Origin of the sequence: Actinoplanes lobatus, assembly GCF_014205215.1 — a bacterium.
GTDB lineage: Bacteria > Actinomycetota > Actinomycetes > Mycobacteriales > Micromonosporaceae > Actinoplanes > Actinoplanes lobatus.
The window spans coordinates 5,768,631-5,782,587 of the sequence record NZ_JACHNC010000001.1 but is presented as its reverse complement, the minus strand read 5'-3'; the positions used below and the strand labels follow the sequence as shown (position 1 = coordinate 5,782,587).

Annotated in this window: 15 protein-coding genes; 6 read left to right on the top strand and 9 right to left on the bottom strand. The window is 71.1% G+C overall.

The features are described from left to right. Positions 1-58: 58 nt before the first annotated feature. From BJ964_RS26510 to BJ964_RS26480, 7 genes are all read right to left on the bottom strand, one after another. A complete protein-coding gene (locus BJ964_RS26510) occupies positions 59-1,021 on the bottom strand; it encodes a serine hydrolase domain-containing protein (RefSeq protein WP_188123208.1) in 963 nt (320 codons plus the stop codon). Then, complete coding sequence (locus BJ964_RS26505) at positions 1,018-1,914, bottom strand: DUF6895 family protein (protein ID WP_188123207.1); 897 nt, start codon at positions 1,912-1,914, stop codon at positions 1,018-1,020. Before BJ964_RS26505 ends, BJ964_RS26510 begins: the two co-directional genes overlap by 4 nt. Then, positions 1,911-2,447, bottom strand: coding sequence for a hypothetical protein (locus BJ964_RS26500; protein WP_188123206.1), 537 nt, complete (start codon positions 2,445-2,447; stop codon positions 1,911-1,913). The genes BJ964_RS26505 and BJ964_RS26500 overlap by 4 nt, the downstream gene beginning before the upstream one ends. A 98-nt stretch (positions 2,448-2,545) precedes the next feature. Then, positions 2,546-2,716 (bottom strand): hypothetical protein, encoded by a 171-nt coding sequence (locus tag BJ964_RS26495; protein WP_188123205.1) that lies wholly within the window; start codon positions 2,714-2,716, stop codon positions 2,546-2,548. Positions 2,717-2,789: 73 nt separating this feature from the next. After that, on the bottom strand, positions 2,790-3,425 hold the full coding sequence (locus BJ964_RS26490) for a lysoplasmalogenase (protein WP_188123204.1): 636 nt from the start codon (positions 3,423-3,425) through the stop codon (positions 2,790-2,792). After that, positions 3,422-4,249, bottom strand: coding sequence for a sterol desaturase family protein (locus BJ964_RS26485; protein ID WP_188123203.1), 828 nt, complete (start codon positions 4,247-4,249; stop codon positions 3,422-3,424). Before BJ964_RS26485 ends, BJ964_RS26490 begins: the two co-directional genes overlap by 4 nt. A gap of 346 nt (positions 4,250-4,595) precedes the next feature. Beyond that, positions 4,596-5,336, bottom strand: coding sequence for a FadR/GntR family transcriptional regulator (locus tag BJ964_RS26480; protein WP_188123202.1), 741 nt, complete (start codon positions 5,334-5,336; stop codon positions 4,596-4,598). 107 nt (positions 5,337-5,443) lie between these two features. Between BJ964_RS26480 and BJ964_RS26475 the strand changes: the two genes are divergently transcribed. From BJ964_RS26475 to BJ964_RS26465, 3 genes are all read left to right on the top strand, one after another. Beyond that, a complete protein-coding gene (locus BJ964_RS26475; RefSeq protein ID WP_188123201.1) occupies positions 5,444-5,764 on the top strand; it encodes a hypothetical protein in 321 nt (106 codons plus the stop codon). Positions 5,765-5,770: 6 nt separating this feature from the next. Continuing rightward, on the top strand, positions 5,771-6,352 hold the full coding sequence (locus BJ964_RS26470) for a hypothetical protein (protein ID WP_188123200.1): 582 nt from the start codon (positions 5,771-5,773) through the stop codon (positions 6,350-6,352). 125 nt (positions 6,353-6,477) lie between these two features. Beyond that, positions 6,478-6,753 carry a hypothetical protein gene (locus BJ964_RS26465; RefSeq protein WP_188123199.1) on the top strand — a complete coding sequence of 92 codons (276 nt, stop codon included), beginning with the start codon at positions 6,478-6,480 and terminating at the stop codon, positions 6,751-6,753. Positions 6,754-7,217: 464 nt separating this feature from the next. On the opposite strand, the gene BJ964_RS26460 is transcribed toward BJ964_RS26465, so the two are convergent. Further along, on the bottom strand, positions 7,218-8,600 hold the full coding sequence (locus BJ964_RS26460) for an MFS transporter (protein WP_188123198.1): 1,383 nt from the start codon (positions 8,598-8,600) through the stop codon (positions 7,218-7,220). Between the two features lie 66 nt (positions 8,601-8,666). Here BJ964_RS26460 and BJ964_RS26455 point away from each other — a divergent pair, with 66 nt between their 5' ends. Next, positions 8,667-9,635: a DUF5937 family protein gene (locus tag BJ964_RS26455; RefSeq protein ID WP_188123197.1), complete on the top strand. Its 969-nt coding sequence runs from the start codon at positions 8,667-8,669 to the stop codon at positions 9,633-9,635. A 147-nt stretch (positions 9,636-9,782) separates the two neighbouring features. On the opposite strand, the gene BJ964_RS26450 is transcribed toward BJ964_RS26455, so the two are convergent. After that, complete coding sequence (locus BJ964_RS26450) at positions 9,783-11,888, bottom strand: MMPL family transporter (protein ID WP_188123196.1); 2,106 nt, start codon at positions 11,886-11,888, stop codon at positions 9,783-9,785. A gap of 140 nt (positions 11,889-12,028) precedes the next feature. Between BJ964_RS26450 and BJ964_RS26445 the strand changes: the two genes are divergently transcribed. Both BJ964_RS26445 and BJ964_RS26440 read left to right on the top strand, forming a co-directional pair. Then, on the top strand, positions 12,029-13,198 hold the full coding sequence (locus tag BJ964_RS26445; RefSeq protein WP_229807399.1) for a sensor histidine kinase: 1,170 nt from the start codon (positions 12,029-12,031) through the stop codon (positions 13,196-13,198). 66 nt (positions 13,199-13,264) lie between these two features. Continuing rightward, on the top strand, positions 13,265-13,939 hold the full coding sequence (locus tag BJ964_RS26440; RefSeq protein ID WP_188123194.1) for a response regulator: 675 nt from the start codon (positions 13,265-13,267) through the stop codon (positions 13,937-13,939). Positions 13,940-13,957: the final 18 nt, after the last annotated feature.

Below are 13,957 nucleotides of genomic sequence, written 5' to 3'. Positions count from 1 at the left end.
AGGCTCGCAGGCCGGGCCGGGGATGGGCCAGACCTTTCACCACCCCGGCGGCCCGAATTCATCCGCCGTCCACATCCGACCGCCGGTCAGGGCTCGAGGACCACCTCGACACAGCCGTCCCCTCCAGCATCTCGAAGGCCGGCGTCACGATGCTGTCGCGGCCGGGGGTGGCGTCGGTCAGCGCCGCGAAGGCGGTACGCCGGGGCGGACAGAATCCGGCGAAGGCGGTGAAGCCGGGAGTCGCGCCGGAATGCCAGCGCAGGTCGCCGTCGTGTTCCCACCCGATCTGCGCGGTGGTGGCCAGGCGCACGGCGGCCGCCAGCGGCGAGCCGTCCGGATCCAGCCACGCTGCCAGGTAGCGGCCGAGGTCGGTGACCGTGCTGCGCAGGGCGCCGGCGGGGGCCAGGCCGGGAATGCGGAACGGCGGCCGGACCCGCCCGCGCGTGTTGTGCCCGGTGGCGTCCCGGGCCGGGCGCTGTTCGCAGCCGGTGTCGGCGAGCCCCAGCGGAACGGTGACCCGGGCCGCGATCAGGTCCGCCCATCCGGCGCCGGCCGCCCGGGACAGGGCTTCGCCGAGGAGTCCGATGCCGAACGTCGAGTATCCGGTCCGGCTGCCCGGCGCGTGGCGGATCCGGCACCGGCCGGCCGCCCTCAGCAGCATCCTGCCGGGGTAGCGGGCGTACGGGGCGGACAGCAGCGTGGGCAGCGCGTGCAGGTAGAGGTCGCGGGGCACGCGCGGCAGCCCGGAGGTGTGCGCGGCCAGATGGCGCAGGGTCACCTCGCGGCCGTGCGGTCCGGGCAGACGGGCCGGCGGCGGCAGGTGGCGGTTCACCGGGTCGTCGAGGGTCACCACGCCGGCGGCGGCCAGGTCGCAGAGCAGCAGCACGGTCAGGGTCTTGGTGACCGATCCGATCTCGTACCGGGTATGCGCGTCTCCCGTACCCCGATGGGTGAAGGAAGCCTGTCCGTCGCGGACGGTGACCGTGCTGACCACGGTGGCCCCGGGCGGTAGGCCGATCACACGACGACCGCCGGCGCGTGCAGGCGCCGGGACAGGCCGAGGGTGCCGGCGATCGCGGCGACCACCGTCGGGTGGTGGTCGTGCAGGAAGGCCTCGCCGGGCTCGTCCGGGCCGGGCTGGGCGTCGCGTGGCAGCCGGCCGTCGGGGCGCTGCACCTCGGCCAGCCCGGTCCAGGCCTCCGGCGGGCACACCGGCGCGGGCAGGCAGGCGTCGACGATCAGCAGTTCGCCGACCAGGTCCCACTGGGCGATCTCGGTCCACACGTCGAGCCACACCGGCAGCCAGAGTTCCAGGTAGCCGACCATCTCCGGCGTGAGGCCGCCCGGGTCGGCACCCCAGTCGGTGAGGTGGAAGACCGTGTGGGTCATGCAGTAGGCGGTTGCCCGGTCGACGAGCCACGGCGCGGTGGCCGCGCCCAGCCAGGTTCGCGCCGCGAGTGCCGTCATGTCGGCGGAGGGCTCCAGGCCGGTGGCCCGGGCGGCATTCGCCACCGCGAGACGCCGGTTCGGCAGCATTTCCATCGCGTGTTCAGGGCATGTCCGCCGTAGATGCCGCAGCAGCTCCTCAAGGGCCGGATGCCGGAGACCGGCCCGAGCGAAATGGACGTAGATCTCCAGCGGATCGGCGGATGCCGGGTTCCCGGCCTGGCGGGCGTAGAGCACGTCGCCGCGGCCGAGTTCCTGCCAGGCGTGCTCGAGCAGATCGTGGGCGGCGTGCTGCTGGCCGGCACCGGCCACCCCTTCACGCAGGATGATCGCCGCCGCCAGCGCCGTCTCGCCGAGCGACTTGTACGTCTCGTCGTCGTCCGGATCCAGGCGCAGGTGGTGAATTCCGCCGTTCAGCCAGCCGGTGGCCGACTCCGCCAGCCGGTGGGCGGCCACGGTGGCGGTCATCGCAGCATCCGATCGCAAACGGCCACGTCGAGGGCGGTCCGGGCGTCGGCGCAGCCCAGCAGCCGGAGGTGGTCGAGCAGGAGGCCGGTGTCCAGCGGCACGCGTACGCCGTACCGCTGAAGGAGGACCAGCCAGCGAGTGAGAGCGGCCGCGGTCGGATGATCGCGCCGAATCGTCGCTCGCGTGGCCCCTCGGGCGATGTCCGCGGGCCGGTCCCGGACCGCATCGTGCAGCGGACCGTCGAGTTTCGGCGTGGCCAGGGCGGAGAGCGCCACGAGCGCACCGGCGAAAGTCCGCCAGGAGTCGCCCGCATGGAACGGCAGGCCGGCCGGAATCCGGTGGGCGACGCCCGCGGCGCGGTGCATCGCCCACTCCTGCCAGTCGGCCACCGGATCCGGGCCCGGCTGCGCGAACGTGCCGACGGCCTCGGCGAGGATCGCACGGTCGTCCGGGCCCGGCAGCGCGGCGCCGGCCATGGTGTCGGCGCCGAGAATGCGGATCGCGGCGAGCGCGCGGGAACGGGACGGGCACACGGCCACGAAATGTGCGGGCGAACCCGTGTCATGGCCGGATGCGAGTCCGTCCACGACACGGGTCGCCAGCTCGTCGACCGCCTGCTCGTAGCCGGCGGTCAGCGGGCCTTCTTCGGCCGTGGCGCCGACAGCAGGATGGTCAGCGGGCCGCCGGCCATCGTCGGGCCGGTCGGGGCACCGCTCACCGGAGCCTCGGGCCGCCGCGACAGCTCGGTCACCGCCGCCCGATCGACGGTCTCGTCCACCCTGATCAGGGTGTGGGTGCTCATGGTGCACTCCTTTCGAGGAGGTTCAACTCCGCGAATCACCCTATTGAACAGATCACCTCAAGAAGTCGTAAATCTATTCATCTCGTGCCCTGGCCCCGGTGGGCCCGCGCCCATCGAAGCCGGTGGCGATCAGGTAGAGGGCCGCCATGTATGTCGCCATCACCAGCACGCCGTGGCCCGGCGGCTCGAACCCGGCCACGCCGAGGCCGATCAGCGCGTCCGAGACCAGGAAACACGCGCCACCGGCGGCGACCCTGCGGGAGACCCCTGCCGCTGCCGCCGCCATGGTGGTCAGCGCCAGGCTGTAGATCATCACCGGTACGCGCAGAGCGCCCAGCCCGCTCCACAGCAGAACGTTCGCGCCCGCCCAGACCACCCCGTACCCGATCATCGCCGCCACCGGTGGCCGTGACCGGCGCAGGAACGCCACGATCAGGGTGATCTGCGTGCCGAGGAAGAACAGCATGCCGATCAGGAACGCGGTCTGCCCCGGGACCAGCAGCGCGATGTCCCCGGCGGTGGCGAAGACCAGCGCCAGCGTGATCGGTCCCGGCCTGCGCAGATGGGCGATGAGAAGCGGCGCCAGCAGCGGTTTCGCCACCCATTGCAGGGCGGTGACGTCCGCCGCGACCGCGACGAGCTCGACCGCCGCCGCGACGGCGAACAGGGTGAGCGGCAGGTCCAGGCGCCGCGCCGTCATCGCGCTCATGCCGCCGGCTGCCAGCCCGGGCGGCCGAACAGGAACCCGGCTCGGTGGCGCCAACTCGTCGCCGCCCGCACATCCCGCCAGATCGCCGCGTACTCGTGGGTGGCGACCTTGAGCGGGTTGAACGTCTGGATGTTGCTGGTCAGGCCGTAGTTGACCCGCTCCCCCTCCGGCTCGAAACTGCGGAACAGCCGGTCCCAGACGATCAGGATGCCGCCGTAGTTGCGATCCAGGTAGGGGTCGTTGGAGCCGTGGTGCACCCGATGGTGCGACGGGGTGTTGAAGAACCACTCGATCGGCCGGGGCAGCCGGTCGATCCGCTCGGTGTGCAGGAAGAACTGGTAGGCCAGGCTGATCGACTGCTGGAGGAAGATCATCCAGGGCGGGAACCCGAGGGCCGCCAGCCCCAGCCAGAACGGCAGCGAGGTCATCGGCGTCCAGCTCTGCCGCAGCGCCGTGGAGAAGTTGAAGAACTGGCTGGAATGGTGCACCACGTGCCCGGCCCAGAGCAGCCGCACCTCGTGGTGCAGCCGGTGGAACCAGTAGTAGGCGAAGTCGTCGGCGAAGAACAGCAGCACCCACACCCACCAGTCGTACGGGTCCAGTGTGAACGGGCTGAGCACGTAGAGCCCGGCGAACAGCACCGCGGTGAACAGCTTCCACGGCACGCCGATGATCTGGCTGCCCAGGCCCATGGACAGGCTGGTGGCGGTGTCGCGGGCCTCGTAGCCGCGTTCCTCGTCGTCCGGCAGGAACCGGTACGACAGGACCTCCATGACTATCAGTAACAGGAACGCCGGGACGGCGTAGAGGACGGCGGGAATCATTCGGGGTGTTCGTCCAATCTCATGGGGTGAGCCGGGACGGTCTTCGGTGGTCACCGCCCTGGCCGGATCAGGGGTCATCGCCGCGTCTTCCGTCAGCCGCTTCCGTGCCTGGCTGCCGTCGGCCGCTTCCGTGCCTGGCTGCCGTCAGCCGCTTCCGTGCCTGGCTACCGTCAGCCGCTTCCGTCCCCGGCTGCCGTCGGTCACTTCCGTCGGCCACTTCCGTCGGCCACTTCCGTCGGCCACTTCCCTCGGCCGGGAACGCGCGCACCACTGGGACCGGCGTCGTCAGCCGCGATCGCTCGTGACTTGCCGGTTTCGTCATGGGCGGGCTTGCGCCCGCCTGTCGTCAGCCGCGTTCCGGAGTGACTTCACCGGCTTCGTCGTAGGCGGCGGCCTCGCCGGTGGCGGTCAGCGCGAGCAGCGCACGGGCCGTGCGCTGCGCGCCGGCCGCGTCGCCCCGCGCGATCTGATCGGACAACCTACGGTGGGCGGCCACGTCCAAGAGCTCAGCGGTACGCCGGGGAGCGGGCACATGACCGACCGCGAGCGCCCCGGCGGTGAGGCTGTTGAAGGCGAGCAGGTAGGCGATGTTCCCGGAGCCCTCGATGATCCGCCGCCACAGCGCCAGGTCGGCATCTCCCATCCTGGCCAGATCGGGGATCGCCGCCGCATACCGGTCGACGGCCTCCGCGATCGCCGCCCGCGCCCCGGGTGTGGCCCGCTCGGCGCACAGCCGGGCGGCGTCGGAGCCGATGCAGGCGCGCATCTCCAGCACATCCCGCCCGAGGGTGACGACGGGCAGCACGTCCTCGGCTCCGGCCAGCGCCATGGCCAGGTCGAGACCCGCGGTGGCCCGCCAGTCCAGCACCCGGGTCGCCCCGCCCTGGCTCACCCGCACCAGCCCGAGCTGCTGCAACCGCCGCAGCGCCTCACGGACCGCATGCCGGTTGACCTCGAACGTCGCGGACAGCTCACGCTCACTGGGCAGCGCTTCGTCGGCGGCGTAGCGACCGCTGACGATGGCGTCACGCAGCCGCCCGAACACCTGATCCGACACGGACTGCCGGGAGATCGGCTCGAACGTCATGCCGGGAAGTGTGCCCGCCCTCACACCAACCCGTCAACTGGTTGGACCAGTTGACTGGCCGTTTCTCAGCCCTGGCCCCTCACGGTCAACAACCCGGCACCCGGAACGTGGACCGCGCGGACACGTACGATTTCCTGCACCTGGGCCTTTTCTGCCACGGCGTCGCGTCGCCGGGCTCGGTGACCGCCGCCGAATGGCGTGATCTGCTCGACCGCGCCGGTGTGAAAGGCGCGTTCGCCGGAGTCTCGCCACGCCGCTATCCGGCCGATCCGGGCACGTTCTTCGAGTTCCCGCACGCGCTGCGAGCCATCCCGCGACGGCATCCGATCCCTGGGTGCGGTCGAAGCCAACGTTGGCGGTCAGTACTTCCACTGATGTGCGGGGACGGAAGCGGGCCGAACATCATCGGTAACGACTACCGGAGGTGACCGACGATGTATGCACGAATCCAGACCACCGCGTCCCGGCCCGACAACGCCGACAAGCTCGCCCGCAAGCTGGTCGAAATGATCTCCGGGCATCCGGGGTACGCGGGCCTGATCCTGCTCGAGGGCACGCTGATCACGCTGTGGACCAACCGGGAGGACGCCGAACTGGCCTCGGAACGCTCACAGGCCGGTCGCGGACCACGCCCGGTGACGATCCAGACCGACGACATCTATCAGATCGAGGACGACCGGACCGGCACGGCATCGGGCCAGGCGGCCACCGCGGCATGGGTCGGCTACTTCGACGGGCCGATGAACCCGGTCCAGCTCGCCGCCATCCGCCGCGCCGGCGCGGAACGGATCCGCCCCGTCGTGCAAGGCGTTCCCGGCCTGGTCCGGACGCTGACCCTGTGGCATCCCGGCGACACGAAGTTCGCCGTCGTCCACCTCGCCACCTCGGCGGACTCGCTGCGGGAGATCGGCGACACGGTCATGTCGACGCGGTTGCTCGACGGCGAGGACCCGGCGTTGCTGCCCGGCCCCGACCGGATGGCGACGAGCCCGGTGGTCGCCTACGAAACCGTGTGATGTGAACCGTCGGCGGTCCGGCGGTGTTCACCCCTTCGAAGGACTACGCCCGGAAAAGATGTCGTATCCCACGGCTACCTTGAGGGTCTACCGGTCGAGAGTGTCGCGCGAAGGAGGAGAGCACCATGACTGCCGTTTTGACCGCCGCCCGTGCGGAGGCGCTGTTCACCACCGCTCTGGCCACCGGAAGCCGACCCGACTACGAGGTCGTCGACGAGGCGATCCGCGTCGCGGTGCGCGCACACGGTGGCGTCCGCGGTTGCGCAGCCGACGTCGCCGCCGAGTATGGCGACCACCCCGAGCTGGCCGTCCCCCGGATGCTGTGGGCGCTCAGCGTCATCGAGCTGCTGTACCCGGCACGCCGGGAGCGCCCACAGCACCGCTGGGCCCTCGTCGCCTGAGCCCTCCGGTTCTCACGGGGTGAGGCTCGGTCAGGCAGCCCGATACCGAGCCTTGCCGCAAGTGGCCGCTGTCCAAACGGCAGCTCTGGCCGCTGTCCAAACGGCAGCTCTGGCCGCTGTCCAAACGGCAGCTCTGGCCGCTGTCCAAACGGCAGCTCTGGCCGCTGTCCAAGCGGGCCCGGCCAGCAACCTCAACCAACGGCCGGGAAACGCGCTCCTACCCACTGACCGCCCAACCGCAGCCGGCAACCTCAACCACCGGCCAGGGAACGCGCTCCTACCCACTAACCGCCCAACCGCAGCCGGCAGCTACGACCAGCCGGACAAACCCTTCTACCCGCCACTCGACCAAGACCCAGCCAGCCGGCACAACCGCCAGCCAGCCGTGGCAATCCCCTCCTACCCGCTGACGCCCGGGTCCCATTCGGTGGCGGCGGCACGCGGAATCCGTACCCCGAATGGTTTCAGGCGACGCGGCGCCGGAGGTGGACGGGGAGGGCGACCAGCGACGTGGCTATGCCCGCGGCCGCGATGGCGGTAGCGGGTGAGGTCAGTTCGGCGAGCGCGCCGAAAACCAGCGGGCCTACGCCCTGCAGTGCCATCAGGCCGGTGGAGAGCAGGGCGAACAGTTGGCCGAGACGGTCAGCGGGGGCCGCTTCCAGGAATTCGCGCTGCACGCCGAGGCCGTAGGCGAAGCCGGTTCCGGCGAGTACCAGGACCGCGGTGACCAAGGGAAGCGGCAGCGGTGCCAGCAGGGTGATCAGCGGGGCGCCGAGCAAGATGATCAGCGGGGCGGAGAGACGTTCGCGGACGCTCGGGCGCAGCAGGCGGCCGACGGCGAAGTTGCCGATGAGCATGCCGACCGCGGGGGCCGCCATCAGGATCGCGCCGGCGCCGGGAGCGAAGCCGCGCCTGGCGGCGTACGCGACGAGCAGGGCTTCGGATCCGGCGACGAACGCGGACGGCAGCCATTGGGCGAGCAGCAGGCGCCGGATGGTGCGGTCGGTGAGCATGGAGATCGCGCCGGTCCAGCTGTCGCGGACCGCTCCCCCGGTCTTCGAGCCGGCGCGGCCCCGGACGGCAGACGGTCCACTACGGCCGGCGGGCGGTCCAGCGCGGTCGCCACCGCGGTCGGCGTGCAGTCCATCATGGTCGGTAGGCAGTCCACTGCGGTCGGCGGGCGATCCACCGCGGTCGCCAACGCGCTCAGCGGGCAGTCCACCGCGGTCGCTACCACAGCCGGCGGGCAGTCCACTGCGGTCGGCGGGCAGTCCGATGCGGACGGCGGCTGCGGCGAGCAGGTGACAGACGGCGGCGACGAGCAGGGCCGGGCGGGCACCGAGGGTCGCAACCGCGACGCCGCCGCCGGCCAGGCCGAGAAGCTGTGCGGCGGAGGAGGACATGCTGGTCAACGAGCGGCCCAGGACGTACGCGTCGCCGGTGAGACGTTCGGCGATCACCTTCGACGCGGCGCCGGAGAAGACCGGGGTGAAGCAGGCGACCGCGGCCACGAGCAGCAGGTTGACCACAACCGGCAGGCCGGCCAGGCACAGAGTCGCGGCCAGCGCGGCCTCCACGGCGTAACCGGCGACGATCAGCGGACGGGCCGGGAGCCGGTCGGTGAGCGAGCCGAGCAGCAGACCGCCCGCGAACTGTGGCAGGAACCCGGCACCGAAGGCGAGCGCGCTGAGCAGCGGGGAGCCGGTGCTCGCGTAGACCAGCACCGACAGCGCGAAGATCTGTAGGGAGTTCGCGCTGATGGCGAGGGTGCGGGCGACGAAGAGCGTGCGGAACGTGGGTTCCGCGAACACCTCGCGATAGGTGGCCTGGCGATCGGTGACGGTCATTCCGTGAGCTTGCCGGCCGGGCACTACGGCGGACCAATGTTTCGTCGTGTGACGTAAGGTTGTGGGGTGCTGCGGTTCGTCGTCGGCGCCGAGGACCTGTTGCGGACGCGGTTCGCACTGTCGCCGGTGTTCGATCTGATCAACCTGATCCGCGCGGTGGCCGGTCCACACGGACGGGGTGTTCCAGCGTCGTGGCTGGCCCGGTTGCGCCCCCGATTCGAGCCGTTGAAGGCCGATCCGGTGCTCGATGCGATTCACGCGCTGCACCTGGACACGTCGGGGGCGACCTTCATCTGTCCCCCACCGCAGCGGATCGGGCAGACCATCGAGGACGACCTGGCGGCGTTGCGAGCCGCCCCGCCCCCGCTCGTACAGGAGGAGATCGACTACTACCTCGCACGGTCATCGTCGTCGCCGGCCGCTCGCGAGGTGCTGAACGCCCCCGACATCCTGGACCGGCTGGCCGTTTTCCTGGCCGCCGCCTGGTCTGTCCTGCTCGCCGAGGATTGGCCGAAATTGCGCCTGCTCTGCGAACGTGACGTCGTCCACCGATCCGGCGAACTCAGCCGCGCCGGCTGGGAGGCGGCCCTGTCCGGCCTCCACCCGAAGCTGCGCTGGCGGGACGGCGGAATCGACCTGATCGGCCGACGCGGCCACGCCACGGTGCTGGACGGCGCGGGCCTGCTGCTGGTGCCGTCGGTGTTCATCTGGCCGGAATTCGCCGTCTTCGCCGACGAGCCGTGGCCGAAGGCCATCGTCTATCCGGTACGTGGTGTGGCGACCCTGCTCGAACAGGGGCCACCCGAGGCGCCGGAACACCTGGCCGCACTGATCGGACGCTCCCGCGCCCTGATCCTGATGATGCTGGCCGATCCCGCGAGCACGAGTCAGTTGGCCCGGGCCCTGGGTATGGCGGTCGGTGCGGTAGGCGATCATCTCGGCGTACTCCTCCGGTCCGGCGTGGTGGAGAGGGCCCGGGCGGGCAGATCCGTGCTCTACCGACGAACGCCCCTGGGCGACGCCCTGGTGCGGTGACATCGCGGTCCACCAGGGCCAGGGGCGCTACGGCGTGTTTTGGCCCAGCCTCCCGCCGACGGCACCGCCCCACCGGATGCCTTGTCGGCCCGCCGCTGGCACAAACCTCCCAGCGGACCTCAGCACCCGCCGCTGGAGCACGGCTTCTCACCGGTGCTCCAGCGCCAGGTGGGGTAGGCGGCGGGCCAACGGGCTCGGGAGCCACCAGGCGTGGGGGCCGAACAGGTGCATGAGGGCGGGGAGGAGGAGGCAGCGGATGATCACGGCGTCGACCAGGACGGCGACTGCCAGACCCAGGCCGAACTGCTGGAGCATGCGGTCGGGGGACATGAGGAAGGCACCGAAGACGACGATCATGATGGCTGCCGCGGCGGTCACCACCCGGCCGGTGGTGGCCAGGCCTTCCCGGACCGCACCGGCGGCGTCGCGGGTGCGCTCCCACTCCTCGTGCATGCGGGCCAGCAGGAACACCTCGTAGTCCATGGACAGGCCGAAGATGATCGCGAAGATCATGACTGGGACATATGCCTCGATCGGGCCGGGCGGGATGCCGAAGGCGCCCTCCTGGAACACCAGGATGATGACGCCGAGGGCGGCACCGACGCTGAGCAGGTTGAGCACGGCAGCCTTGAGCGGGATCAGCAGTGACCGGAAGACCACCAGCAGGAGCAGCGCGGACAGGCCCACCACCACGGCCACGAACAGGGGCAGCCGGGCGGCGACCGCGTCGGAGAAGTCGATGACGGCAGCGGTGGGGCCGCCGACCAGGACGGTCACCCCGCTGTCCCGCGCGACCGCCGGGAGCACGTCGTCGCGCAGCGCGCCGACCAGTTCGCCGGTGGCCTTGTTCTGTGGAGCGGACGCCGGGTAGGCGATCACCGTGGCCACGTCACCGCCGGGAGCGGGAATCGGTGGCAGGGTGGCCGCGATCCCGGGCGTGGTGGCGACCGCGCGCTGGACCGCGTGTGCCGCGGCCTCGGCCGGCTGACCGGCGGCGTCGACCACGATCACGAGCGGGCCGTTGAAGCCGGGACCGAACCCCGCGGCGAGCAGCTCATACGCCTTGGTGCTGGTCTTGCTCGGGGCGTCGCTGCCCGCGTCGGCGAAACCGAGCCGCATGTCCAGCACAGGCGCGGACAGCACCAGCAGAACGCCCAGCGTGACGATCGCGATCGGCCAGGGGCGGCGGCCGACGGCGTCGCTCCAGCTCCGCCAGATCCGCCCTTCCGGCCGGCGACGTTTGCGCAGCGTGCGCTCCAGCCGCGCGCCGAAGAGGCCGAGCAGGGCCGGTAGCAGGGTCAGCGCGGCCAGCATCGTGACCAGGACGGTGACGGCCAGGGCGACGGCGACGCCCTGGAGCGCGCCGATCCCGAGCGACACGAGGCCGAGCAGGGCGATGATCACCGTGGTGCCGGCGAAGAAGACGGTCCGCCCGGCAGTGTCGAGGGCGGTGCGCACCGCGGTCTCCCGGTCAGCTCCGGCGGTCAGCTCGCTGCGGAAGCGGGAGAAGACCAGCAGCGCGTAGTCGATGCCGACGCCGAGGCCGACCAGGATCAGCAGCGGGGCCGTGAAGTCGGCGACCGTGGCCAGATGCGAGGCGAGGGTGACCAGGCCGATCGCCGAACCGACGGCGAAGACCGCGATCACGATCGGGAGGCTGGCTGCCAGCAGCGAGCCGAACAGGAACACCAGGACGATCAGCGCGGCCAGCATGCCGGCGCCCTCCGCGGCACCGCCCTCGGCCTCCTCGGCGGCTCGGGCCGCCTCCCCGCCCACCTCGACGGTGAGGCCGGGAACCTGTGCCGCCTCGATGATCTTCCGGGTGTCCTCGGCCGGCATCGCCTCGGCCGTGACGTCGAGGGCGACCGTCGCATAGGTGATCGTGCCGTCCGCTGAGACCGCCTCCGGCTTCGCCGCGTCGGCGACGTGCGGCAGGCTCCGGATCCGGGCCAGCATGTCGTCGACGGCGGCCCGGGTGGCTGGCCGCTCCACTCCCGCCGGGTCCTGGACGACGATCTCCAGGGTGGCGCCGGCGCGGGTCGGCGCCCGGTCGGCCAGCACGTCCTGCGCCTGCTGCGATTGCGCCCCGGGCAGGCTGAAGTCGTTGTGGTAGTCGTCGCCGGCGATGCCCGCGCCGGCCGTGACACCGGCCAGGACCAGCACCCAGAGCAGCAGCGCCAGCCAGCGATGCCGATAGGACCACCCGGCCAGCCGTTCGAAAACGCTGGTTCTGTGCACCGATACCGAAGTCATGCGGCAGACGGTAGGGACGATGAACGCTCGGCCGAATCGCTCCGGAGAGGGCATGGCTCGTACCCCTTGAGGGGTACACCGGATGCCCCTCGTGAAGGATCCGCCGGGCGGTTGGGCGGCCGTACGCTGGTCGCGTGACGATGAGGCGGTGGTTGGTCGACAGCATGGTGGCGTTGTTCGCCGCCGTGTTCACGCTGGTGATGCTCCAGCAGGGCGGTCTCGGCGCCCAGGAGGGCGTCTACCGGCAGCTGGACGTGCTCGGGGTGGTGCTGGCCCTCGCGTCGACGCTGCCCTTGATCTTCGCTCGCCGGGCTCCGGCCACGGTCTACGCGATCACGACGGTGGCCTCTCTGTGCCTGATCGCCCTCGACTATCCGCTGGACGTTCCGCCGGGCGCTCTGATCGCGACCTACGCGATGGCCGAGAAGTTCGGTGGCGCGTCCCGCCGCCCCAGATATGCGGCGTGGACAGCGGTCATGTCGTTCCCCGCGCTGTCGATCGCCCTGATGGCCGTCAACCACCAGGCGCGGTCCATGCTGTCGATCGCTCCCGGTTTCGCCGCGTGGATCACGATGGTTCTGCTGGTGTGGGTCGCCGGTGACCGCAACCGGCTGCGGCAGGAGCGGATCGCCGAGTTGGAGGAGCACGCGCGGCTGCGTGAGCTGGACATCGCGGCGCAGCGGCGGCTCGCCGCGGCACAGGAACGTACCCGGATCGCCCGCGAGTTGCACGACTCGGCCGGGCACGCGATCAACGTGATCCTGGTGCAGGCGGGTGCGGCGCGGCTGCTGCACGAGCGCGATCCGCAGCGGTCACGGCAGGCCATCGAAACCATCGAAGAGGTCGCGCAGAGCACCATCGCCGACATCGACCGGCTGGTCCGGGCCTTGCGGGAGGAGTCGGGGCCGGCCGATCCCGCGCCCGCCGACACTGCGGCGCTGGAGCAACTGGTGGACAGGCACCGGGCCGGTGGGTTGCAGGTGTCGACCACGTTCGACGGGGCGCCACGGGGCCTGCCGAGTGGGGTGGCCTGGGCGGCCTACCGGATTCTGCAGGAGGCGCTGACGAATGCGGCCCGGCACGGTTCCGGGACCGCCGATGTTCGGATGGCCTACGGGAATGCGGAGGTGGAGATCGAGGTGAGCAACCCGGTCGGCTCGGTCTCACAGCCCGGCGGCGGGATGGGCATCGTCGGCATGCGCGAGCGGGTCGCCCTGCTGGACGGCACCCTGGAGGCGGACACAAGCGGACCAAACCTGTTCCGGCTGCACGCCCGCCTTCCGATCGCGGCCACGGAGGCCGCCATATAGGGCGAGCGCAGAGCGAGACCTCGTGGCTCGGTGCCGGAGAATTGGTGACGGAACGGGGGTGAAAGGGTGACCGAGGTCCTTCGGGTACTCATCGTTGATGACGATGATCTGATGCGGGCCGGGCTGCGGGCCGTTCTCTCCAGCGACGACCGGATCGCCGTGGTCGGTGAGGCGGCCGACGGGCGGGAGGCGGTGACGCAGGCCCGGGCGCTCCTGCCCGACGTGGTGCTGATGGATGTGCGGATGCCGCAGCAGGACGGGATCGCGGCCACCCGGGATCTGAGTGCGGTCGTGCCTGAGGTTCGGGTGCTGATCCTGACCACCTTCGAGGACGATGACTACGTGTTCGGGGCGCTCAATGCGGGAGCGTCCGGATTCCTGCTCAAGCGGACGCGGCCGGAGCAGCTGATCGAAGCCATTCACACGGTCGCGGCCGGCGAGTCGCTGCTGTCGCCATCGGTCACGCGAACGGTCATCGACCGGATGACGACGGCCACGCCGCCGGATCCGGAGACAACGCGGCGGCTGCGGGTGCTGACCGCCCGGGAGCGGGATGTGCTGACGCTGGTGGCGCGGGGTCTGTCGAATGCGGAGATCGCGACGGAGCTGTTCGTCGAGGAGTCGACCGTGAAAACCCACATGAAGCGGATCCTGCCCAAACTCAAGCTCCGCGACCGGGTTCAGGCGGTGATCCTCGCCTACGAGACCGGTATGGTCCGTCCCGGGGAGAACGCTCGATGAGGTGGGATCACACTGCGA